Origin of the sequence: Pseudomonas veronii (assembly GCF_002028325.1) — a bacterium.
GTDB classification, from domain to species: Bacteria; Pseudomonadota; Gammaproteobacteria; order Pseudomonadales; family Pseudomonadaceae; genus Aquipseudomonas; species Aquipseudomonas veronii.
Genome location: NZ_CP018420.1, coordinates 6,020,000 through 6,042,028 on the forward strand (window position 1 = coordinate 6,020,000; position 22,029 = coordinate 6,042,028).

General features: G+C 61.5%; 24 protein-coding genes. 13 read left to right on the top strand and 11 right to left on the bottom strand.

The window, feature by feature from the left end; translation table 11 throughout:
• Positions 1–93 precede the first annotated feature (93 nt).
• Together PverR02_RS27565 and trmA are read left to right on the top strand one after the other, a co-directional pair.
• Positions 94–1,389, top strand: coding sequence for an NCS2 family permease (locus PverR02_RS27565; RefSeq protein WP_017848284.1), 1,296 nt, complete (start codon positions 94–96; stop codon positions 1,387–1,389).
• The gene (trmA, locus tag PverR02_RS27570; protein ID WP_046381974.1) at positions 1,386–2,465 is read left to right on the top strand and encodes a tRNA (uridine(54)-C5)-methyltransferase TrmA; all 1,080 of its coding nucleotides are present in this window, start codon (positions 1,386–1,388) and stop codon (positions 2,463–2,465) included. The genes PverR02_RS27565 and trmA overlap by 4 nt, the downstream gene beginning before the upstream one ends.
• 6 nt (positions 2,466–2,471) lie before the next feature.
• Here the strand turns inward: trmA and PverR02_RS27575 are convergent, their stop codons facing one another.
• On the bottom strand, positions 2,472–2,909 hold the full coding sequence (locus tag PverR02_RS27575; RefSeq protein ID WP_046381973.1) for a DUF2442 domain-containing protein: 438 nt from the start codon (positions 2,907–2,909) through the stop codon (positions 2,472–2,474).
• Positions 2,906–3,334 (bottom strand): hypothetical protein, encoded by a 429-nt coding sequence (locus tag PverR02_RS27580; RefSeq protein ID WP_046381972.1) that lies wholly within the window; start codon positions 3,332–3,334, stop codon positions 2,906–2,908. The genes PverR02_RS27575 and PverR02_RS27580 overlap by 4 nt, the downstream gene beginning before the upstream one ends.
• A gap of 273 nt (positions 3,335–3,607) precedes the next feature.
• Here PverR02_RS27580 and aroQ point away from each other — a divergent pair, with 273 nt between their 5' ends.
• On the top strand, positions 3,608–4,048 hold the full coding sequence (gene aroQ / locus PverR02_RS27585; protein WP_017848288.1) for a type II 3-dehydroquinate dehydratase: 441 nt from the start codon (positions 3,608–3,610) through the stop codon (positions 4,046–4,048).
• A gap of 5 nt (positions 4,049–4,053) precedes the next feature.
• Positions 4,054–4,902, top strand: a complete 849-nt coding sequence (locus tag PverR02_RS27590) for a shikimate dehydrogenase (RefSeq protein ID WP_046482177.1) — start codon at positions 4,054–4,056, stop codon at positions 4,900–4,902.
• A 64-nt stretch (positions 4,903–4,966) separates the two neighbouring features.
• Here PverR02_RS27590 and PverR02_RS27595 read toward each other — a convergent pair whose 3' ends face one another.
• Both PverR02_RS27595 and quiC read right to left on the bottom strand, forming a co-directional pair.
• On the bottom strand, positions 4,967–5,632 hold the full coding sequence (locus PverR02_RS27595) for a TetR/AcrR family transcriptional regulator (RefSeq protein ID WP_017848290.1): 666 nt from the start codon (positions 5,630–5,632) through the stop codon (positions 4,967–4,969).
• Positions 5,633–5,713: 81 nt separating this feature from the next.
• Positions 5,714–7,612 (bottom strand): 3-dehydroshikimate dehydratase QuiC, encoded by a 1,899-nt coding sequence (gene quiC, locus PverR02_RS27600; protein WP_079444765.1) that lies wholly within the window; start codon positions 7,610–7,612, stop codon positions 5,714–5,716.
• 210 nt (positions 7,613–7,822) lie between these two features.
• Between quiC and PverR02_RS27605 the strand changes: the two genes are divergently transcribed.
• Positions 7,823–9,157, top strand: a complete 1,335-nt coding sequence (locus PverR02_RS27605; RefSeq protein WP_046381969.1) for an MFS transporter — start codon at positions 7,823–7,825, stop codon at positions 9,155–9,157.
• Between the two features lies 1 nt (position 9,158).
• Here PverR02_RS27605 and PverR02_RS27610 read toward each other — a convergent pair whose 3' ends face one another.
• Positions 9,159–10,037 carry a DMT family transporter gene (locus PverR02_RS27610; protein WP_017848293.1) on the bottom strand — a complete coding sequence of 293 codons (879 nt, stop codon included), beginning with the start codon at positions 10,035–10,037 and terminating at the stop codon, positions 9,159–9,161.
• 185 nt (positions 10,038–10,222) lie between these two features.
• On the opposite strand from PverR02_RS27610, the gene PverR02_RS27615 reads away from it, so the two are divergent.
• Genes PverR02_RS27615 through PverR02_RS27625 form a run of 3 tightly spaced genes read left to right on the top strand, consistent with a single transcriptional unit; the run spans position 10,223 to position 12,549 of the window.
• Positions 10,223–10,636 (top strand): lipoprotein, encoded by a 414-nt coding sequence (locus tag PverR02_RS27615; RefSeq protein WP_046381968.1) that lies wholly within the window; start codon positions 10,223–10,225, stop codon positions 10,634–10,636.
• Between the two features lie 44 nt (positions 10,637–10,680).
• Entirely contained in the window at positions 10,681–11,568 is an 888-nt protein-coding gene (ypfJ, locus tag PverR02_RS27620) for a KPN_02809 family neutral zinc metallopeptidase (RefSeq protein WP_046482187.1), read from the top strand.
• Positions 11,569–12,549 (top strand): hypothetical protein, encoded by a 981-nt coding sequence (locus tag PverR02_RS27625; protein WP_079444766.1) that lies wholly within the window; start codon positions 11,569–11,571, stop codon positions 12,547–12,549. It abuts the gene before it with no gap.
• A gap of 59 nt (positions 12,550–12,608) precedes the next feature.
• Here the strand turns inward: PverR02_RS27625 and PverR02_RS27630 are convergent, their stop codons facing one another.
• Genes PverR02_RS27630 through PverR02_RS27640 form a run of 3 tightly spaced genes read right to left on the bottom strand, consistent with a single transcriptional unit; the run spans position 12,609 to position 14,682 of the window.
• The gene (locus PverR02_RS27630; RefSeq protein ID WP_079444767.1) at positions 12,609–13,208 is read right to left on the bottom strand and encodes an HAD family hydrolase; all 600 of its coding nucleotides are present in this window, start codon (positions 13,206–13,208) and stop codon (positions 12,609–12,611) included.
• Complete coding sequence (tesB, locus tag PverR02_RS27635) at positions 13,205–14,074, bottom strand: acyl-CoA thioesterase II (RefSeq protein ID WP_046381965.1); 870 nt, start codon at positions 14,072–14,074, stop codon at positions 13,205–13,207. Before tesB ends, PverR02_RS27630 begins: the two co-directional genes overlap by 4 nt.
• A gap of 38 nt (positions 14,075–14,112) precedes the next feature.
• Positions 14,113–14,682: a GNAT family N-acetyltransferase gene (locus PverR02_RS27640; protein ID WP_046381964.1), complete on the bottom strand. Its 570-nt coding sequence runs from the start codon at positions 14,680–14,682 to the stop codon at positions 14,113–14,115.
• 76 nt (positions 14,683–14,758) lie between these two features.
• Between PverR02_RS27640 and PverR02_RS27645 the strand changes: the two genes are divergently transcribed.
• On the top strand, positions 14,759–15,679 hold the full coding sequence (locus PverR02_RS27645; protein ID WP_046482194.1) for a histone deacetylase family protein: 921 nt from the start codon (positions 14,759–14,761) through the stop codon (positions 15,677–15,679).
• Positions 15,680–15,850: 171 nt separating this feature from the next.
• Positions 15,851–17,077, top strand: a complete 1,227-nt coding sequence (locus PverR02_RS27650; protein WP_079444768.1) for a TIGR03862 family flavoprotein — start codon at positions 15,851–15,853, stop codon at positions 17,075–17,077.
• Positions 17,078–17,215: 138 nt separating this feature from the next.
• Here PverR02_RS27650 and PverR02_RS27655 read toward each other — a convergent pair whose 3' ends face one another.
• Both PverR02_RS27655 and yedA read right to left on the bottom strand, forming a co-directional pair.
• Entirely contained in the window at positions 17,216–18,550 is a 1,335-nt protein-coding gene (locus PverR02_RS27655) for a DEAD/DEAH box helicase (RefSeq protein WP_079444769.1), read from the bottom strand.
• Between the two features lie 60 nt (positions 18,551–18,610).
• Positions 18,611–19,507, bottom strand: a complete 897-nt coding sequence (yedA, locus tag PverR02_RS27660; protein ID WP_057005123.1) for a drug/metabolite exporter YedA — start codon at positions 19,505–19,507, stop codon at positions 18,611–18,613.
• Positions 19,508–19,667: 160 nt separating this feature from the next.
• On the opposite strand from yedA, the gene PverR02_RS27665 reads away from it, so the two are divergent.
• Positions 19,668–20,129 (top strand): Lrp/AsnC family transcriptional regulator, encoded by a 462-nt coding sequence (locus PverR02_RS27665; RefSeq protein WP_046381959.1) that lies wholly within the window; start codon positions 19,668–19,670, stop codon positions 20,127–20,129.
• A 175-nt stretch (positions 20,130–20,304) separates the two neighbouring features.
• On the opposite strand, the gene PverR02_RS27670 is transcribed toward PverR02_RS27665, so the two are convergent.
• The gene (locus PverR02_RS27670; RefSeq protein WP_017848305.1) at positions 20,305–20,601 is read right to left on the bottom strand and encodes a DUF6124 family protein; all 297 of its coding nucleotides are present in this window, start codon (positions 20,599–20,601) and stop codon (positions 20,305–20,307) included.
• A 494-nt stretch (positions 20,602–21,095) separates the two neighbouring features.
• Here PverR02_RS27670 and PverR02_RS27675 point away from each other — a divergent pair, with 494 nt between their 5' ends.
• Both PverR02_RS27675 and PverR02_RS27680 read left to right on the top strand, forming a co-directional pair.
• Positions 21,096–21,662, top strand: coding sequence for a hypothetical protein (locus tag PverR02_RS27675; protein WP_079444770.1), 567 nt, complete (start codon positions 21,096–21,098; stop codon positions 21,660–21,662).
• Complete coding sequence (locus PverR02_RS27680) at positions 21,652–21,924, top strand: acyl carrier protein (protein ID WP_017848306.1); 273 nt, start codon at positions 21,652–21,654, stop codon at positions 21,922–21,924. Before PverR02_RS27675 ends, PverR02_RS27680 begins: the two co-directional genes overlap by 11 nt.
• The last annotated feature ends 105 nt before the right edge of the window (positions 21,925–22,029 follow it).

The following is a 22,029-nucleotide window of genomic DNA, read 5'->3' on the forward strand; positions in this document are numbered from 1 at the left end:
ATCCTCTCTGAAACCACAGGCGCTTGGCGCAATTTGTGCTTTGACTTAGAGGTCAACAAATAACGACGCAACATAGCGTCACAGGGAGCAGGCATGCTGGAAAAGCTGTTTCAACTCAAAGCACACAACACGAACGTGCGAACCGAGATCCTCGCGGGCATCACGACATTCCTGGCCATGGCCTACATTTTGTTCGTGAACCCGAGCATCCTCGGCGAAACCGGCATGGACAAGGGCGCAGTGTTCGTCGCCACCTGCTTGGCAGCAGCCATCGGTTCGACCGTGATGGGCTTGATCGCCAACTACCCGATCGCGCTGGCGCCGGGCATGGGCCTCAATGCCTTCTTTACCTACACCGTGGTCCTGCACATGGGCCATACCTGGCAAGTGGCGCTGGGGGCGGTGTTCATTTCGGCGGTGCTGTTCTTCATGCTGTCGATCTTCCGCATCCGTGAATGGATCATCAACAGCATCCCCCTGCCCCTGCGCTCGGCGATTGCTGCCGGTATCGGCCTGTTCCTGGCGCTGATCGCCCTGCACAACGCCGGGATCGTGGTGAGCAACTCGGCCACCATGGTCGGCCTGGGCGACCTGAAACAACCGGCACCGATCCTCGCCGCCCTCGGTTTCGCGCTGATCGTCGCGCTGGAAGCCCTGGCGGTACGCGGCGCGGTGCTGATCGGCATCCTGGCGGTGACCATTGTCTCCATTCTGCTCGGCGTGACCCCGTTCGGCGGCGTGACCTCGATGCCACCGTCCCTGGCCCCGACCTTCCTGCAGCTGGATATCAAGGGCGCGCTGGACATCGGCCTGGTCAGCGTGATCTTCGCGTTCCTGTTCGTCGACCTGTTCGACAACTCCGGCACCCTGATCGGCGTGGCCAAGCGCGCCGGGTTGATGGACAAGGATGGCCACATGCCAAAAATGGGCCGTGCGCTGATCGCCGACAGCACCGCCGCCATGGCCGGTTCGCTGCTGGGCACCTCGACCACCACCAGCTACATCGAATCCGCCGCGGGCGTGAGTGCCGGTGGCCGCACCGGTTTGACCGCGGTCGTGGTCGCGATCCTGTTCCTGCTGGCGCTGTTCTTCTCGCCACTGGCCTCCAGCGTACCGGCTTTCGCCACTGCACCGGCGTTGCTGTTCGTGGCCGTGCTGATGACCTCGGGCCTGGCGGAAATCGACTGGGATGACATCACTGTTGCAGCGCCGGTGGTGATCACCGCCCTGGCGATGCCCTTCACTTACTCCATCGCCAACGGCATCGCCTTCGGTTTCATCGCCTGGACCGCCATCAAGCTGCTTTCGGGCCGCTACCGTGAGCTGAACCCGGCGCTGGTGATTCTGTCGATTCTGTTTGTGATCAAGCTGGGCTGGTTCAACGCATGACTTTTGACGCCGCAAGCTACACCGTTCAACTGCAAGACAAGGTCACGCGCTTGCGTGACCTGCTGGCACCGTTCGACGCACCACAGCCTCAGGTCTTCGACTCGCCCCTGCAGAACTTCCGCCTGCGCGCGGAATTCCGCCTGTGGCGCGAAGCGGGGGAACGCCACTACGCAATGTTCTCCCAGGACGACAAGCGCACGCCGATCCTGATCGACGAGTTCCCCATCGCCAGCCAGCGCATCAACCAGTTGATGCCGCAGCTCAAGGCCGCCTGGCAAGCCAGCGCCGCCCTGAGCCACAAGCTGTTCCAGGTGGAGTTCCTGACCACCCTGGCCGGCGACGCGATGATCACCCTGTGCTATCACCGCCCGCTGGACGAGCACTGGCACACCGCCGCGAACCAGCTGGCCGCCGACTTGAACGTGAGCATCATCGGCCGCTCCAAGGGCAAACGCGATGTGATCGGCCATGACTACGTGGTGGAAAAACTCGACGTCGGTGGCCGCACCTTCAGCTATCGCCAACCCGAAGGCGCTTTCACCCAGCCCAACGGTACGGTGAACCAGAAGATGCTCAACTGGGCATACGACGCACTCGGCGATCGCCCGGACGATCTGCTGGAGCTGTACTGCGGCAACGGCAACTTCACCCTGCCGCTGGCCACCCGCGTGCGCAACGTGCTCGCCACCGAAATCAGCAAGACCTCGGTGAACGCAGCCTTGAGCAACCTCGATGAAAACGCAGTGGATAACGTCACCCTGGTGCGCCTCTCCGCCGAAGAACTCACCGAAGCGCTGAACGACGTGCGCCCGTTCCGACGCCTGCACGGCATCGACCTGAAAAGCTACGAATTCGGCAGCGTCTTCGTCGACCCGCCGCGCGCCGGCATGGACCCGGACACCTGCGAACTGACCCGGCGCTTCGACAACATCCTCTACATCTCCTGCAACCCGGAAACCCTGGCGGCGAACATTGCGCAACTGCATGACACGCACCGGATTACCCAATGCGCGATGTTCGACCAGTTCCCATGGACGCACCATATGGAGTCCGGGGTGCTGTTGACCCGTCGATAACCTCCCTTACGGTTCCTTGCGCGGCCGACCGCCCTTCTTGCCATTGGCTCGGGCGGCGGCGGATTTGGCCGCGCTGCTTTTGCGGCCGTTGTGCGACGCCACCAGGCTCACGGCCAGATCCATCAAGGGCTGGCTGGTCGCAATCAGGCCGGTGATGGAAACATGCAGGTCGCGGGCTTCACAGCACAGCGCCTTGCCGCCAAAGCCGACCTCCAATTGCTCGAAGTCCTGCGCGGAAAACCCTTCGAACTCCGGAAGACCGGCCACCGGCAACATGATGCGACTGCCATCGCTGAAGCCGATGGAGATGCAGTCATCCTCGTAACGCACCGAGCAGGCATTGGCGTACACACGCTTCAGTTTGCGCCCCCGCACTATGGCCTTATCGATATCGGCCTCAGTGATCGGTACATCGGGCAAGGTTTTGGCTTTTACGATTTTCATAGATCAATCTCCACACAATCTGGCGCCCTGACCAGATTCAAAAGGGTTCGCTGCCCCGCCACATCGTGTCGGGCGTTTGCAATCACATAGACGCCACGCCGAATGATCAACCCCGGCACCACCTCGTCGGCGTCCCAATCCCAGGAATGGTTCTCCAGGCAAACCGTTTGCAGTTTTTCCCACCAGATCCTTCGTACACGAGCCAGGACGTGTCGCTGCATCAACGTCTGGCGAATGCCCTCCAGAATCCCGGGGGGTGGCCGCCGCCGTTCGGGGTCTACATCCCAAAGCTCCACTCGCCCATCCAGAAAGCTGAAACGAAAACGCGCATCCCATTGCTTTCCCCTGACATGCACGTGAGGCGGGCAATGCTCATCCCTGAGAAACACCGCAATCACATGTCCTTTGTAAGTGCCTACTTTCATCGTAACCCATCCGTTAGGTTATTTTCCGCCGGGTAACACTTTTCCATACATCACCCGACAACCGGCTCCTTGATCAGGGCGTTTTTCACAGCGTAGTAACAGCGGGCAAACCGTCGAATACGGTCTTGTAACGACTCATGGCAGCACCTGGAAATGCCCGGTCTCACTGATTAACGGTTCGATAATCGAACACATCTACCGCCATCGATTGACCAAATTAACCATTCAGTACATTTTATCCGCACAACGAACAATAACTGTGGAGATCCCCTTATGCCGCCCATCGTGCTGGTGCTCAACGGCCCCAACCTCAACCTGCTCGGCACCCGTGAGCCCGCCACCTATGGCCATGAAACCCTGGCCGACATCGCCGCGCTGTGTGGCCGCAGTGCCGAGCAACTGGGGCTGACCATCGAATTTCGCCAAACCAACCACGAAGGCGAATTGCTCGACTGGATTCACGGCGCCCGCGCCCGTTGCGCCGGTATCGTGATCAACCCGGCGGCCTGGACCCACACCTCGGTGGCGATTCGCGATGCGCTGGTGGCCAGTGAAGTGCCGGTGATCGAGGTGCATTTATCCAACGTGCATGCGCGCGAGCCGTTTCGTCATCACTCGTTCGTGTCGCCCATCGCCAAGGCGGTACTCGCCGGGTTTGGCAGCCACGGCTATCACCTGGCCCTGGAACATTTCAGCCGCACGGTGAAAGGATGAGCCCGATGAAACCGCGCGTCCTCGCCGGCCTGATCGGCGCCGGCATCCAGGCCTCCCGCACGCCCGCCCTGCATGAACAGGAAGGTGACGCCCAAGGCCTGCGCTACCTGTATCGCCTGATCGACCTGGAACCGCTGCAGCTGGACATCAATGCCCTGCCCGACCTGCTGCAGGCCGCCGAGCAGATGAACTTCACCGGGTTGAACATTACCTACCCGTGCAAGCAGGCGATCCTGCCTTTACTCGATGAATTGTCCGACGAGGCCCGGGGCATTGGGGCGGTCAACACCGTGGTGTTCAAAGCGGGCAAACGCATCGGCCATAACACCGACTGCCTGGGGTTCGCCGAAGGTTTCCGACGCAACTTGCAGGATGTCGTTCGGCGACGCGTGGTCCAGATGGGTGCCGGCGGCGCAGGCGCGGCGGTGGCCCATGCGCTGCTGGCGGAAGGCGTTGAGCACTTGAGCATTTTCGATGTGGACGCCAGCCGTGCCCAGGACCTGGCGGATAACCTCGCACACTGTTTCGGCCCGGGACGGGCCCAGGTCGGCACCCATCTGGAAAACGCCATGGCCGAGGCCGACGGGTTAGTGAACACCACGCCGATGGGCATGGCCAAACTGCCCGGCACGCCCGTGCCGCCGGCCTTGCTGCACGCGCAATTGTGGGTCGCGGAAATCGTGTATTTCCCACTGGAAACCGAACTGCTGCGCAACGCGCGCGCCTTGGGTTGCCGCACTCTGGATGGCGGCAACATGGCAGTATTTCAGGCGGTGAAGGCGTTCGAATTGTTCAGTGGCGTGGTGCCGGATGCACACAGGATGTTGGCACACTTCCAGAGCATGAAGAGCTGACGGCCGAAACCGCATCCAAATGTGGGAGGGAGTTTGCCCCTCCCACCGTGAATCCGCGCCAACCTCAGGTTTGCAGGTAACGCAGCACCGACTCGCAAATCATCTGTCGATGCCGCTGCTTAACGGCCTCGTCCGACAGTTCGATCTGAAAAATCTCACTGAACGTATGGCGGTTGGATACGCGATAAAAACAGAATGAGTTGATCAGCAGGTGAACGTCCAGCGGCTCCAGCCCCTCGCGGAACAGCCCCATTTCGGCGCCACGGCGCAAGGTCGTGCCCAGCGCATCCAGGATGTTGCTGTTCATCGCCTTGATTGAATCGGAGCGCTTCACGTACTCGGCATTGTGGATATTTTCGATGCAGACGATACGCACGAAATCCACGTTCCGGTCGTGGTGATCGAAGGTGAATTCCACCAGCCGACTGATCGCTTCGCGCGGTTCCAGGGCCGTGAGGTTCATGCGTGATTCGGTGTTGCGGATATCGCCGTAGAGCTTCTCCAGCACCTCGACGTACAACTGCTCCTTGCTGCCGAAGTAGTAATAGATCATGCGTTTGGAGGTGTGGATACGCTCGGCGATCGCATCCACGCGAGCGCCGGACAGGCCCTGCTGAACAAACTCGACAATGGCTTCTTGCAGTATGTTTTCGCGGGTCTTTTCCGGGTTGTTCTTGCGACTCTTGCGCGGTGCGTCTGACACTGCGGAGAGATCGGGAGTCAAGGTCATGGTGCGCTCACGGCCGTTTTTTATTGTGCAGGCCGCGATTATGGGCCGCGGCGCGCCCCGAAGGAAGCACCGGCCCTGCCGTCACAACCGTGCCTGGCGTACCGCACCACTGCGCGACTTGGCCATCGCCGCCAGACGCACCGCCACATTGGCCGCACCGTAGCCGGCGTAGCCATGCTTGCGCTGGATAATCTCGAAGAAAAACCGCCCTTCGAACGGCTCGGTGTACACATGAAACAACTCACCGCCCTGGGCGTCGCGGTCGTACAGCACGTTGTAGTACGCCAGCTCGCTGAGGAACTCGTCGTCGAAATCGAAGCGCGCCGCCAGGTCGTCGTAGTAGTTGAGCGGGATATCCAGCAGCGGCACACCCGCCTCCTTGGCCCGGCGCACTTCGGCGAAAATATCCGTGCAGTCGAAGGCAATGTGATGCACACCCGAGCCGCGATAGCTCGACAGCGCGTGGGAAATCGCGGTATTGCGGTTTTCGGAAATATTCAGCGGCAAACGAATCGAGCTGCAACGGCTGCGCAGCGCACGGCTTTTCACCAGGCCATACGGATCAGGCAGCACCACTTCGTCATCGGCCTCGAAATCCAGCAAGCTCTTGTAGAACAGCACCCAGCTGTCGAGGCTGTCGGCAGGCAAGGCCATCGCCATGTGGTCGATGCGCAAAAGCCCGCCGCTGGTGGCAGCGGCCGGTTGCAGATTGAAATCGGTGTCGTATACGCCTTCGCTTGGGTCCACCAGGTAAATCAGGCTACCGTCCGGCGCGCGCACCGCCGCCAATTCCAGTTCATTCGGCCCGACCAGGCCACGATACGGCTGGCCCTTGTAGGCCACCGCCCGTTCCAGGGCCTTGGCGCTGTCCTTGACCCGAATCGCGGTGGCGCACAGCGACGGCCCATGCGCCTCGAAAAAGTTGTGGGCGAAGGAGTAGGGCTCGCAGTTGAGGATCAGGTTGATATCGCCCTGACGCAGCAGGCTGACGCTCTTGGAGCGATGCTGGCCGGCCTTGACGAAGCCCAGGCGCTCCAGCCATTGGGTCAGCTTGGCGCCAAGGTCTTCGTCCACGGCAAACTCAAGGAACTCGATGCCGTCGTATTCGCTGGCGGGCGGGGTTTCGAAGAGAATATCCAGCGGTGCGGCAGGGCGTTCCTGCGCCAGGCGTTGGCGGGTTTTCTCTTCCAGGTAGAGCAGCGAGCGCAGGCCGTCCGCCGCGTTGGCTCGGGTTGGCGCGGCACGGAAGCCGTCGTTGAAGATTTCCAGGGACAGCGGCCCGGTATAGCCGCTCTTGATGATCGGCGCGAGAAAACCCGCCAGGTCGAATTCGCCTTGGCCGGGGAAGCAACGGAAGTGTCGGCTCCACTCCAGCACATCCATGGCCAGGATCGGTGCATCGGCCATCTGCACAAAGAAGATCTTGTCGCCGGGGATCTCGGCGATGGCGCTCGGGTCGCCCTTGAGCGACAGGGTGTGGAAGCTGTCGAGCAACACCCCGAGGCTCGGGTGATCGACCTGACGCACCAGGTTCCACACCTGCTGCCAAGTGTTCACATGCCGGCCCCAGGCCAGCGCTTCATAGCCGATGCGCAAGCCACGGCGGCCGGCGCGTTCGGCGAGCAGGCTGAGGTCATCGAGTAGAATACGTTCATCGCCCACGCAATCGGCCGAGGCGTTGCTGCACACCAGCACCAGGTCGGTGCCCAGCTCGTGCATCAGGTCGAACTTACGCTCGGCGCGCTCCAGGTTGCGCGCCAGACGGTCGCGGCGGCAGCCTTCAAAGTCGCGGAACGGCTGAAACAAGGTGATGACCAGGCCCAAGTCAGTGCATATTTGCCTGACTTCCCGCGGGCTGCCGTCGTAATACAACAGGTCGTTCTCGAAGATCTCGACCCCATCAAACCCGGCGGCAGCAATGGCTTCGAGCTTTTCCGGCAGGGTGCCGCTCAAGGAAACAGTGGCGATGGAACGTTGCATGGGGCGACTCCCGGCAATTGTTATTTACAGTAAATTATTCGCCCCCTAGCCTAATGCAGCAATTGAAATGTACGAACCAGTTAGTTTTCAGGGCGATTATCGAACACAATGGGCATTGGCGAATTGACGATTTTTTAGCCACTGCGCACCATCGATTCCGTAACAAAACCCAGAACACACCATAAAAATTTCAAAAACGGGTAAACCCTCATGCCTTCGCAAAACTCAGTCCTGGCTGCGCGCCCGGCCAACCCGCACGCCGGCATCGGCGACAAGATCCGCGGTGCAATGGCCGTCGGTAAAACTCGCTGGGGCATGCTGGCCCTGGTGTTCTTCGCGACCACACTCAACTACATCGACCGCGCCGCCCTCGGCGTGATGCAACCGATCCTGGCCAAAGAAATGAGCTGGACGGCGATGGACTACGCCAACATCAACTTCTGGTTCCAGGTCGGCTACGCGATTGGCTTTGTGCTGCAAGGCCGGCTGATCGACCGCGTAGGTGTCAAGCGCGTGTTCTTCTGCGCGGTGCTGCTGTGGAGCGTGGCTACCGGCGCCCACGGCCTGGCCACCTCGGCCGTCGGCTTCATGGTTTGCCGCTTTATCCTCGGGCTGACCGAGGCCGCCAACTACCCGGCCTGCGTCAAGACCACCCGCCTGTGGTTCCCTGCCGGCGAGCGCGCAGTGGCCACCGGCATCTTCAACGCCGGTACCAACGTCGGCGCGATGATGACGCCGATGCTGCTGCCGTTGATCCTGCATGTGTGGGGCTGGCAAGCGGCGTTCCTGTGCATGTCGGCACTCGGTGGGATCTGGCTGCTGTTCTGGGGTTTGAAGTACTACAACCCGGAAGAGCATCCGACGGTTAAGCAATCCGAATTGGACTACGTGCAACGGGAAGTCGAACCGGAACAGCCCCGTGTCCCCTTCAGCCGTATCCTGCGCATGCGCGGCACTTGGGCCTTCGCCATCGCCTACTCGCTGACCGCACCGGTGTTCTGGTTCTACCTGTACTGGCTGCCGCCGTTCTTGAACCAGCAATACAACCTGGGCATCAACGTCACGCAGATGGGTATCCCGCTGATCATCATTTACCTGACCGCCGACTTCGGCAGCGTGGGCGGTGGGATTCTGTCGTCGTTCCTGATCGGCCGCGGGATGAATTCGATCAAGGCGCGGCTGCTGTCGATGCTGCTGTTCGCCTGCTGCATCATCGGGGTGATCATGGCCGCCGGCTCCAGCCAGTTGTGGGTCGCGGTGTTCGCCATCTCCCTGGCGATTGGCGCACACCAGGCCTGGACCGCCAACATCTGGAGCCTGGTGATGGACTACACGCCCAAGCACATGATGAGTACGGTATTCGGCTTCGGCGGCATGTGCGCGGCCATCGGCGGCATGTTCATGACCCAGATTGTCGGCCACATCCTGACCGTGACGAACAACAACTACACCGTGCTGTTCACCCTGATCCCGGCGATGTACTTCATCGCGCTGACCTGGATGTACTTCATGGCACCGCGCAAGATTCCCAGGGTCGACGCCTGATTCAGCGCCGCCGCTGCTGCCAGGCAGCGGCCAACCCGCTCATGCAGATCACCCCGATGCCGACCACCGTGGTCAGGTCGGGGGTATGCGCAAACACCAGCCAGCCCAACACGCCCGCAAACACGATCTGGCAATAGCCGAACGGCGCCAGCAAGGCCGGCGCCGCGAAGCGGAAGGCCTGGGTCAGCAGCAAGTGCGCGGTCATCCCGCAGGTGCCCAACGCCAGCATCAACACGCCGTGCCACAGGGTTGGCACTTGCCAGAAGAACGGCACCATCGCACTCATCACCAAGGTATTGCACAGGCCGGCGAAGAAGTTACTGGTGGTGGGCGTGTCGTATTGGCTGAGGATGCGCGTGAGCAGTTGGTAGAAGCAGAAGAACAATGCCGAGCACAGCGGCAGCAGCACCGCCGGGGTGAACAGTTCACCGCCCGGGTGGATGATCACCAGCACCCCGACAAACCCGCAGATCACCGCCAGCCATTGGCCACGCGTCACGTGTTCACCGAGCAGAGGCACCGACAGCGCCGTCACCAGGATCGGCGCGAGGAAGTTCACTGCGGTGGCTTCCGCCAGCGGGATGTAATGCAGCGCGGCGGTAAAAAACAGGCTGGTGCCCAACAGGCACAAGGCCCGCACCACCTGCATCCCCGGCCGCTTGCTGCGCAGCACGCGCAAGCCCGATTGCGGCAGGAAAATCCCGGCCATCAACAAGGTATGCACCAGGTAACGCGCCCACACCACCATCACGATCGGGTAGAACCCGGCCAGGAATTTGGACAAGGCGTCGTGGCTGGAGAACAGAAAAGTCGCCACCACAATCAGCAGAATGCCTTTGAAGGGATGGTTGACGCCGGAAAGTGGGGTGCTGACAGTCATTGAATTCTCTTGCGTGGCGGGCTGAACGCGGTAGTACTCAACCCGTTAATCTAGCAGTCGGGCATGCGTCTGCCCCAAGAGCATAACCAAACACAGTGCGAACAGCGCACTAAATCACTGCAATCGAGTCCAACGCTGCACGTTCGCCCCGGCGTTGCACACTTTTTAACCAAGGCCTTGCCGCTATGAAAAAAACTGTCTTTCTTCTGTCTACCCTTGCCCTGCTCGCCGCGTGCAACCAAGAGTCCAAGGCGCCCGCCAAACCGGCGCCGCCTTCCGTGCAAGCGACCCTGGTACCGCAAACCCCACCCACCGACAGTTGGGTCGGCAAATGGATCGGCGTCGAAGGCTTGCACCTGACCATCGCCAAGGACGACAGCATCGGCCGTGGCCACTACCTTCTTACCATGCAATACGGCCTCGACGCCGACGCCGCCGGCACCTTCAAAGGTGAAGCGGCCGAAGACGGCATCGCCTTCACCCGCCCCGATGGCCCGCAACAGCTGCGCGCCGGTGACGGTGCGGCAACCGGGTTGAAGTGGCTGGCGGATAAAAAGAACTGCCTGATCGTCGCCACCGGCGAAGGCTATTGCCGTTAATCACGACCATAATCAATCACGCTTAGCACACAGAGGATTGCCCCATGCTATGGAAAAAAGGCCGACGCAGCGACAACGTGGTGGATGCCCGCGATGACAGTGGCGGTGGTGGTGGTGGCATGCGTTTTGGCGGCGGCAAGGGCCTGAGCCTGACCGCGATTGTGTTGATCGTCGGCATCGGCTGGCTGACCGGCCAGGACCCGCTGCAGATCCTCGGCCAATTGACCGGCCAGTTGGAGCAGGCGCCCTCGGTGAGCACCCCGTCGCGCCAGGCGCCGCCGGCCAATGATGAGCAGACCGACTTTGTCCGTGCGGTGCTCGGCGATACCGAAGACACCTGGGCCCAGGTGTTCCAGGAAAACGGCTTGGCCTACAAGAACCCGAAACTGATTCTGTTCCGTGGCCGGGTCAATTCCGCCTGCGGTGGCGCCACGTCCGCCAGCGGCCCGTTCTATTGCCCGGCGGATCAGCAGGTGTACCTGGACCTGGATTTCTTCCGGGAAATGTCGCAACGCTTCCAGGCCGCCGGCGATTTTGCCCAGGCCTACGTGATCGCCCACGAAGTCGGGCACCACGTGCAGACCTTGCTCGGCATCTCGTCGAAGATCCAGGTTGCGCGCCAGCAAGGCCGGCAGATGCAAGGCGACGGCGGCCTGCTGGTGCGCCAGGAGCTACAGGCCGACTGCTTTGCCGGCGTGTGGGCCAACCGCGCGCAAAAACGCCTGAACTGGCTGGAACCCGGCGATATCGAAGAAGCGCTGAATGCGGCCAACGCGATTGGCGATGACCGTTTGCAGCAACAGGGCCAGGGCCGTGTCGTGCCGGACTCGTTTACCCACGGCACCTCGGCGCAGCGCGTGCGTTGGTTCAAGACCGGCTTTGCCCAAGGCCAGATCACTCAATGCGACACCTTCGCGGCCAAGAGTCTTTAAATGCATACGCGATTGCGAATGCTGCTGGGTGTGCTGGTCGCCTGCAGCGCCTCCACCTGGGCCGCCGAGCAGGGGGTCAAGGCGGTCAGCCCCGAGCGCTTTCACCTGCCGGCCGGCGACCTCAGCCTCGGCTTGAGCCAGGACTGGAGTAACCCCCTGCCCAACGTCACCCGTGCGTTGATCATCGTGCATGGTCGCCTGCGCAACGCACAGACCTACCTGCAGAGCGCTGAAGACGCCGCCGAACATGCCGGGGTTGGCGGCACGACGCTGGTGGTCGCGCCGCAGTTTCTCAATGACTCGGACGTGAAACGCCATCACCTGGCCCCGCAAGTGCTGCGCTGGAACGGCAATGACTGGATGGCCGGCGAGCCCTCCACGGGCCCCGGCCAGGTCAGTTCCTACGGCGCCCTGGACCAGATTATCGAGCACCTGGGCAACCGCACCGTGTTCCCGGCACTGAAAGAGATTGTGGTGGCCGGCCATTCCGGCGGCGGCCAGGTGGTGCAGCGCTTCGCGCTCACCGGCCATGCTCAACCGAGCCTGCAAAGCGCGGGCATCCGCCTGCGCTATGTGGTGGCCAACCCGTCGTCCTACGCCTACTTCAGCCCGCAGCGCCCGGTGCCGTTCAAGGTCGCCGACTGCCCTGGCTTCAATGACTGGAAGTACGGCATGCAACACCTGCCCGCCTATGCCAAGGGGCAAAGCGCCGAGCAACTGGAACAGGCCTATGTGTCGCGTGACATCACCTACCTGCTGGGCCGGCAAGACACCGACCCGAACCACCCGGCGCTGGATAAAAGCTGCGAAGCCGAGACCCAGGGCGCGTACCGCCTGATTCGCGGGCACAACTATTTCGACTACCTCAAGCAGCGCCACCCGCAACTGACCCAGAAGCTGGTGGAAGTGCCGGGGGTTGGGCATAACGGCGATGGGATCTTCACTTCGCCTGAAGGGCAGAAGGCACTGTTCTCTCAGTAATACCTGCAGAAACCGGCTCAACCTGTGGGAGGGGGCAAGCCCCCTCCCACATTTGATCTCTATTGCCCGGGCTGGATCATCCGGCGCAGTACCGCGCAGTCTGCGGCATGCCAGTCCGCCAACTCCGGCCACGGGTTTTCCGGCACGTTGACCAGTACCGTCCTGGTCCCGGCTGCGCGGCCGCAATCCAGGTCAAAGCGGTAATCCCCCACCATCACCATCGCACTGGGCGATACATCCCAGGCCGCCGCCAGTTTCAGCAGGCCGCCTGGGTCGGGCTTGGGCGGCGCATCATTGCGCCCCAGTATATCCTCGACGGCAAAGCAGTCCGCCAGGCCAATCGCTTCCAACGTCACATGCGCCAGCTCCCGCGCGTTGCGGGTCAGGATGCCCAGGCGACAACCCCGCCCGGCCAATTCCCGCACCAGTTCCACCGAGCCTTGCGCCGCGACCGAACCCAGCGCCAGCTCGCGCTCATGCTCCAGCAACCAGGCATGTTTGGCCGCCGCGACATCCGCCGGCAATGCTGCGAGGTGGGTGAGGATGTCATCCTCGGGCGGAATATCCAGCGCTACGCGAATGGCCGCGAAATCATGCACGGCCACCGTGAGGGTGCCGTCCATGTCGAACACCCAATGTTTAATCTGCGCCAGGCTCATGCCCAGTCCTTACGGTGGCGGATCAGGCCTTCCTGAGTGACCGAGGCCACCAGTTGCCCAGCGCGGTTGTACACGCTGCCCCGCGAGAAACCACGGGAATTGCCGGCCCACGGGCTGTCCATGGCGTAGAGCAACCAGTCATCGGCGCGCAGGTCGGCGTGGAACCACAGCGCGTGGTCGAGGCTGGCGACCTGCATGTCTTTCTGCCACACGGTCTTGCCATGGGGCAGCAGCGACGTGGTCAGCAAGCCGAAGTCCGAGGCGTAGGCCAGCAGGTACTTATGCAGCGCCGGCGTGTCGGCCAAAGCGCCGTCGGCGCGGAACCACACGTACTTGACCGGGTCGGACGGCTGCGGGTTGAACGGGTCTTTTTCGGTCACCGGGCGCACTTCGATCGGCTTGGGGCACAGCAACTTGTCGCGCATGTGCTCGGGGATCAGGTGGACGCGCTGCTTGGTCAGTTCCAGCTCCGACGGCAGGTTTTCCGGGCCGACCACCGCAGGCATGCTGGTCTGGTGCTCGAAGCCGGCTTCGTCGTACTGGAACGACGCGCTGCAGGTAAAAATCGGGTGGCCCTTCTGGATCGCCGTCACGCGGCGTGTGCTGAAGCTGCCGCCATCGCGCACGCGGTCCACCGAATACACCACCGGCAATGCGGCATCGCCGGGGCGCAGAAAATAACCGTGCAAAGAATGCACGTGCCGCTCGGCTTCTACGGTCTGGCTGGCAGCCGACAGCGACTGGCCGAGCACTTGCCCGCCGAACAGTTGGCGAAAACCCAGGTCCTGGCTGCGGCCGCGAAAGAGGTTTTCCTCGATCGGCTCCAGGGTCAGCAAGTCCACCAGATCTTCCAATACTTGGCTCATAGAGCAACTCCTACAATCTATGGGGCATTCCGGGCTGCTTATCCGTGCAGCGTGTCCAACCATTGGGCGCGGGTGATGCGGTACAAAACATGCGGGCGCAGCGGGTCATCGGCCGCGACCTTGGGGTGTTCAAAATCTGCCTGGGGATCGTAATGCATCCCGATGGCTTGCATGACTTTTTGTGATGGCAGATTGGTTTGGGTGGTGAAGGCGACGATTTCGTCCAACTGCAGGCGGTCGAAACCACAACGCAACGCGGTCCATGCCGCCTCGCTGGCATACCCCAGGCCCCAATGCTCACGCGCCAGGCGCCAGCCGATTTCCACCGCAGGGGTGAAGGCGGTTTCAAAACTGACATTCTGCAACCCGGTCAGACCGATGAACTCGCCGCTGTCCTTGCGCTGCAAGGCCCACAGGCCGAAGCCGTATTCGGCGAAATGCCCACGAATCCGGCCGATCAACGCGGCGCTTTCCAGGCGGTCCAATCGGGCCGGGAAATAACGCATCACCTGCGGGTCGGCGCACATGTGCGCAAACGCCGGCAGGTCGGCATCGCGCCATTGGCGCAGCACCAGGCGTGCGCTGTGCAATTCCAGTATCGGCTCCATGGGTCCCCCTCCCTTGCCATGTGCGTGAGTGTACCGCGCTGTTAAGATCCGTCGCAGGTTCCCGTCAGAAAATCCCATGCCTTTGCCATTGATCTACCACGATGATTACAGCCCCGAGTTCCCGGCGGACCACCGCTTCCCGATGGACAAGTTCCGCCTGTTGCGTGACCACTTGGTGTCCACCGGGCTGACCCAGGACAGCCAATTACTGCGCCCACCGCTGTGTCCGGCGGACATTCTGGCCCTGGCCCATGAACCTGGGTATATCGAACGCTACATGAGCGGCGAGTTGTCCCGCGAAGACCAACGGCGCCTCGGCCTGCCCTGGAGCGAAGCCCTGGCGCGGCGTACCGTGCGCGCGGTGGGCGGTTCGATCCTGGCGGCGGAGCAGGCGCTGGAGCACGGCCTGGCCTGCCACCTGGCGGGCGGCACCCATCACGCCCACTACGATTACCCGGCGGGCTTTTGCATCTTCAATGACCTGGCCGTGATCAGCCATTACCTGCTGGCCAGCGGCCGGGTCAACCGCGTGCTGATCTTCGACTGCGACGTCCACCAGGGCGACGGCACCGCGCGCATCCTCCACGACACGCCGGACGCGATCACCGTGTCGCTGCACTGCGAAAAGAACTTCCCGGCGCGCAAGGCCCAGAGCGACTGGGACATCCCGCTGCCCATGGGCATGGGCGACGCCGATTATCTCAAGGTGGTGGACGACGCGCTCAACTACCTGCTGCCGCTGTACCAGCCGGACCTGGTGCTGTACGACGCGGGCGTCGACGTGCATAAGGACGACGCCCTCGGCTACCTCAAGCTGACGGACGAAGGCGTCGCCGCCCGCGATGAGAGCGTGATGCGCCATTGCCTGGGCCGCGACATTCCGGTGATGGGCGTGATCGGCGGCGGCTACAGCAAAGACCGTGTGGCCTTGGCCCGCCGCCACGGCATCCTGCACCACAGCGCGCAACGGGTGTGGACGTCATCAGGTTGTCATTGAAATATGGGCGTTACCCACAATGCCTGTGGAACGGCCTGTGGATAACTTGAGCGTAAACGTCTGAAAGCCAGTAACCGCATAGGCTGTAGGAAGCTGTACGTTTTTTGATCAGGAACTTGCGCCGTCCTCGGGTAGAATGCTCGGCCTATTCACGCGACCGTAGCCCTGCCCATGCCTCAGACCCCTGCCCAACACGTCACCATTATCGGCGGCGGCCCTGCCGGCCTGATGGCCGCTGAAATCCTGAGCCAGGCGGGCCTGCGGGTGGACGTGTACGACGGCATGCCCTCGGTGGGGCGCAAGTTCCTGCTGGCCGGCGTGGGCGGGATGAACATCACCCATTCCGAGGCTTACCCGGCGTTCCTGTCACGCTACGCCGAACGTGCGCCGCAGATGGCGCCGTTGCTGCGTGCGTTCGGTGCGCAAGCACTGTGCGGATGGATTCATGGTCTGGGCATCGATACCTTTGTCGGCACCTCCGGCCGGGTGTTTCCCACAGACATGAAAGCCGCCCCGCTGTTGCGTGCCTGGCTCAAGCGCCTACGCGACCACGGCGTGGTTATCCACACCCGCCATCGCTGGCTGGGCTGGAGCGCGGACGGCGGTTTACTTATCCACAGCCCGGACGGCGAAAAAACCATCCACAGCGACGCCGTGCTGCTCGCCCTTGGCGGCGGCAGTTGGTCACGCCTGGGCTCCGACGGCACCTGGCTCAAGCGGCTGGAAGCTAAAGGCGTGCCCTGCGCGCCGTTACAGCCGAGTAATTGTGGCTTCGAGGTGTCGGCCTGGAGCGAACTGATGGTCAGCAAATTCGCTGGCGCACCGTTGAAAAACGTCGCTATCGGCCTGGGAGATGACAAGCCGCGCCTCGGCGAATGCGTGATCACCGCCAGCGGTATCGAGGGCAGCCTGATCTATGCGCTGTCGGCACCGATTCGTGAGGCGATCAATCGCAATGGCGCCGCCACGGTGCACATCGACCTGCTGCCGAGCAAGCCGCTGGACAAGGTCCTGGCCGCCTTGGCCAAGCCGCGTGGGTCGCGCTCGATGAGCAAGCATCTGCACAGTCAGTTGGGGTTGGATGGGGTCAAGGCGGCGTTGTTGCGTGAGCTGGCACCCGCCGAACATTTCAACGACCCGGCGCAATTGGCTGTGGCTATCAAGGCATTGCCCCTGAGCCTGGTGAAAACCCGGCCGATGGATGAAGCGATCAGTACGGCGGGCGGTGTGCCGTTTGAGGCGCTGGATGAGCGGTTGATGCTCAAGCAATTACCAGGGGTGTTTTGTGCGGGGGAGATGCTGGACTGGGAGGCGCCGACCGGCGGGTATTTGCTGACGGGGTGTTTTGCCAGTGGCAGAGCGGCTGGGCGGGGGATGTTGGAGTGGCTTAAGCGTTGAGATCTGCGGTGAATTCAAAGCCGTCATCGGGGGCAAGCCCCCTCCCACATTTTGACTATGTGAACCCGATCAATATGTGGGAGGGGCGGTGCGACGATTCGACTTGCCCTCGATGAGGCCATCAGCAGCGCCGCAAAATCACTTCTTCTTACGCGGCCCGGTGTTGAACACCGGCACCTTGCGCACCGGCTTGATCGACGGCTCGGCAGGCGCTACCTCGCCACTGTCCACCCACTTGCCCAGGTTGCGCTTGCCGCCACCACCGGAAGCCTTGGGCTTCTTCGGCTTTTTCGGTTTCTTCACCACTTGCCCACTGGCATCGGTGTCCGGCACGCGGTGTTCCGGCTCGAAGTCTTGCTCCATCTTGCGGGTCAAGGTCTGACGCGTGAGCATCTCGATGGCCGACAGCATGTTCACTTCATCGGCGCACACCAGGGAAATCGCTTCGCCGGTGTTGCCCGCGCGGCCGGTGCGGCCGATACGGTGGATGTAGTCTTCAGCCACAATCGGCAGGTCGAAGTTGACCACCAGCGGCAGGTCTTCGATATCCAGGCCACGGGCCGCCACGTCGGTGGCCACCAGGATCTGCACGTCGCTCGACTTGAAGCGGTCCAGCGCGCGTTGACGGGTCGCCTGCGGCTTGTCGCCGTGGATGCCGTCGGCATTGATGCCCAGGCCCTGCAGCTTATCCACCAACGCGTCCACGCCGTTACGGGTCTTGGCGAACACCAGCACCTGCTTCCAGCGGCCCTTGCGCATCAGGTGGACAAACAGCTCCGGCTTGCGCTTCTTGTCCACCGGCACCACCCATTGCTTGACGGTATTGGCGGCGACGTTGCGCGGGCTGACTTCGATGCTCAGCGGGTCGTTGAGCATTTGCCCGGCGAGCGTGCGGATTTCATCGGAGAAGGTCGCGGAGAACAGCAGGGTCTGGCGCTTTTTCGGCAGCATGCGGTAAATATTCGCCAGCTCCTCGGAGAAGCCCAGGTCGAGCATGCGGTCGGCTTCGTCGAGCACCAGGGTTTGCAGCTGATTGAGTTTCAGCGCGTTCTGGCGAAACAGGTCGATCAGGCGGCCAGGCGTGGCGACCAACACGTCGACGCCTTTGCGCAGCTTCATCATCTGCGGGTTGATGCTCACGCCGCCGTACACCGCGTAGGTGGTGAGTGGCAGGTGCTGGGCATACTCAGCAACGCTGGCGTGAACCTGCTCGGCCAGCTCGCGGGTCGGGCACAGGATCAGCGCGCGCGCCGAGTTGGCGGCGACTTTCGGTCCTTCCATGGTCAGCAGTTGCAGGAGCGGCACGGCGAAAGCGGCGGTCTTGCCGGTGCCGGTCTGGGCAGCGGCCATCAGGTCGCGGCCGGCCAGCACCGCCGGAATGGCTTGCGCCTGCACCGGCGTCGGGGTCTGGTAGCCGAGCGTCTCAAGGGCGTGCTGCAAGGGTTCGATCAGGCCAAGTGTGGCGAAAGTCATGTGGTTACCGTAGGGGAAATTCAGCGCCTAAGCGGGTAAAAAGGCGTTATGCGCGGCAGTTTACCTTATTTTCGGCCCAGGCTTTCGCCACTGGGGCAGGCTGATCAACAGCACGGCGCTGATGATCACCAACATGGCCAGTGCCTCTTCGATGCCGATGGACTCGCCGACAAACACGATCCCCAACAACACCGCCACCGCTGGGTTCACATAGGCATAGCTGGTCGCGGCAGCCGGACGCACGTGCTTGAGCAGGTACATATACGCGTTGAAGGCGATGATCGAACCGAACACCGTCAGGTAGGCCAGGGCCAGCCAGCCCTCCAGCGGCGGCATGGCTTGCAGGTGCTCACCGGACACCGCGCTGCCGAGCAACAGGGCCGCACCGGCCACCAGCATCTCCGCCGCACTGGCCATCGCGCCCTGGGGCAGCGGCAGTTGCCGGCTCCACACCGAACCGAACGCCCACGAGGCGGCGGCGAACAGCAGTAAAGCCGCGCCGATCGGGCTCGATTGCAAGGTGCTGCCCATGTTGAGCATGGCAATGCCGATAATGCCCAGGATCACCCCCGCCCACTCCAGACGGGTATTACGCGCGCCCCAGAAGTAACCGCACAGCAAGGTGAACAGCGGCACGGTCGCCACGGCCAGCGCAGCGACACCGGACGACACCCCCGCGTGCTCCGCCAACGTGACACCGCCATTACCGAAAGTGAGCAGCAAAATCCCGATCATCCCGGCAGACTTCCATTGCACCCACGTCGGCGCCGGCACTCCACGCCAGCGCAAAAACGCGTACATCAGCGCCCCCGCCGTACAGAACCGAATCCCCGCCAGCAACAGCGGTGGCCAGTACTCCACACCGATCCGGATCACCAGGTAGGTAGACCCCCAAATCACATACAACGCAAAAAAGGCGGCGATCAACGGTAAGGGAAAGCGACGTGGGCCAGGCATTGGGCAGCTCTGCGGCAGAAAAAGAGAGGCTTATTCTAAAAAGACAGGTGCATAAACATAAGTTACAAAACCTGTTTAAACCGCCCATACACTTTTCAAAGCATGGTTATGAGGGCTATAAACCATGCTTTCGAAAGCCACCTGACGCTGGAGCCTTTTCATGGACAAATACGACCGCATGCTCCTCAGCGCCCTGCTCGAAGACGGCCGCGCGTCCTACGCGCAACTCGCGCGCACGGTCAACCTCTCCGCCCCCGCCGTGGCCGAGCGCGTGGCCAAGCTGGAAGCCAGCGGCGTGATCACCGGCTACCAGGCCAAGGTGGACCTGTCCAAAGTGGGTTTGCCGATCCAGTGCGTGATCGAACTGCGCCTGACCAACCATGGCAGCCAGAAGGTGTACGACGCCCTGGCCGAAATCCCCGAACTGACCGAATGCCACCGGGTCACGGGCGATCCGTGCGTGATCATGCAAGCGGCGGTAGGCACCATGCCGGAGCTGGAGAGTTTGATTAATCGGATAGCGAAGTTCGGGTTCAGCAAGACCTCGATCATTTTGTCGAGCGCGATAGAGCGGCGGGTGCCGTTGGGGCAGTTGGAGGGGAATGGGAAAAGTGGTGGCTGATCCAGCGCCATCGGGGGCAAGTCGAATCGTCGCACCGCCCTTCCCACTTTGATGGATGAACACAGTCAAAATGTGGGAGGGGGCTTGCCCCCGATAGCAGTGGATCAGTCAGCTTATGTGTAGCTGACCCACCGCAATCGGGGGCAAGCCCCCTCCCACATTCGTTATGTGTGGTTCAACGAGGTTGCACACACTCCAGCGCCCGATCCACCACTCCCTTCGCCATTTCCACCAAATGCATCACCGCCCGCTGCTGCGCGTTCATCGCCTCACCCGGCAAGTGCGCAGTTTTCACCGCGCAATGCAGCAAGTCCGCCGCATGGGCGAGGGCATCTTCTAGGCTCAGGTTGTCATTCAGGATGAAGGTGGGTGCATCCGGGGCGGACGCTTTGAGGTAGTAGTCGATGGCGCGGCGGTTGAGCAGGGCGTCTTCGCTCAAGAAGTCTGGTGGATCGGGGGTGACTTTGACCATGGTGTAATTCCTCTGAAGTAAGAGGCCGTCACCGTTCGCTTGCACGCGAATGAGGGTGGCAGCTGTACGCAGGTGTGCAAGACCGGGGCAAAGGAAACCCGGCAGACCCCGAAGGTCTCCAGCGCACAGCCGCCATAACAGATAAACGCCGACCACTAAAAACCAGGCGTTGAGATGTAGGGCGCTAGTGCACCTTTGCGAACCGGACTTGCACGTCCGATCATCGATGATTCGATGACGAGGCGAGACTAGCTACCTGATCCGAGGGGCGCAAGGCCGTGGAATTCTCTAGGAAACGTCCCGCAAATGAAAGGGATTGGTCTTGCTTGCCACTAAAACATCAGTTCTTTGTGGAGGCTTTTAGCGGTCTTCTGAAACGTCAGTAGGCTAAGCGCTACTGCTTCGTCGGACCTTTCTGGTTTTTCCCGCCAACCACCAATCGCCCTTTGCTGAAACTTACTATCCGCCTGTCATTTACGTACAGGGACTACGGCATGCAGGAAAGCGATCTTCATACAGCAATCATGCGAAGCAAGTTTGAGCTCGAAAACAAGGGCATCGATTTCGGCTCAACTTCAAGCATGGCGTTTCATATGGGAAACACAATGACAAGCTGCCCGGCAGTCATGGCTTTGCCTAATTCGCCAGGCTGGACCCATGGCGCCAGTTATCAGTTACTCAAGCCCATTCATGCGGAATCCTCGGTGCCGAGCACTACTTTTGACGAACTCTGGAAGTGTACAAAGCAACACTACGGCTTGACGGCTGCAACGGTTCTCACTGGTGCGGCGGGCATACCGATAAGCAAAATTGCCGTGGGCACTTGGGTTCAAGTCGGCTCCAGCAAAACGACGAACCTGGCTAGCCTCATCGGAATGCGCTTCTTCCCTCGTACATTGATCAGGCAGCCAACCGTGGCCAGAATGGCGAAAGCAACATTTGGAACTGTCAGGGTATTTGGCATTATCGGGCGAGGCATTCCCTTCGTGGCTGCGGGGTTGGCTGTCTTTGATCTAATCAGTATTGGTAAGTGTGCCTACGAGGCAAGAAATGGAAAGTAATCTGACCCGAGCCGAGATCAGCGAAAAGGTCATTCAACTGTTCGTCGATATCATCGGCTTCATCGACCGCAGCCAGGTGACGGAACAAACGGATTTCATCCATGACTTCAAGATCATCGATGACGATTTGACTTGCTTTGTCATGCAGATCAAGTGGCAATTCAAACTGCGCGCGACGCAGGCAGATTGGGATCACATCACCACCCTTGAGCAAATTGTCGACTTGATCGTTCAGCGTTCAAATCTGCAGTGCGGCCTCTGACGCCATCGGGGGCAAGTCGAATCGTCGCATCGCCCTTCCCACTTTGATGGATGAACACAGTCAAAATGTGGGAGGGGGCTTGCCCCCGATAGCAGTGGATCAGTC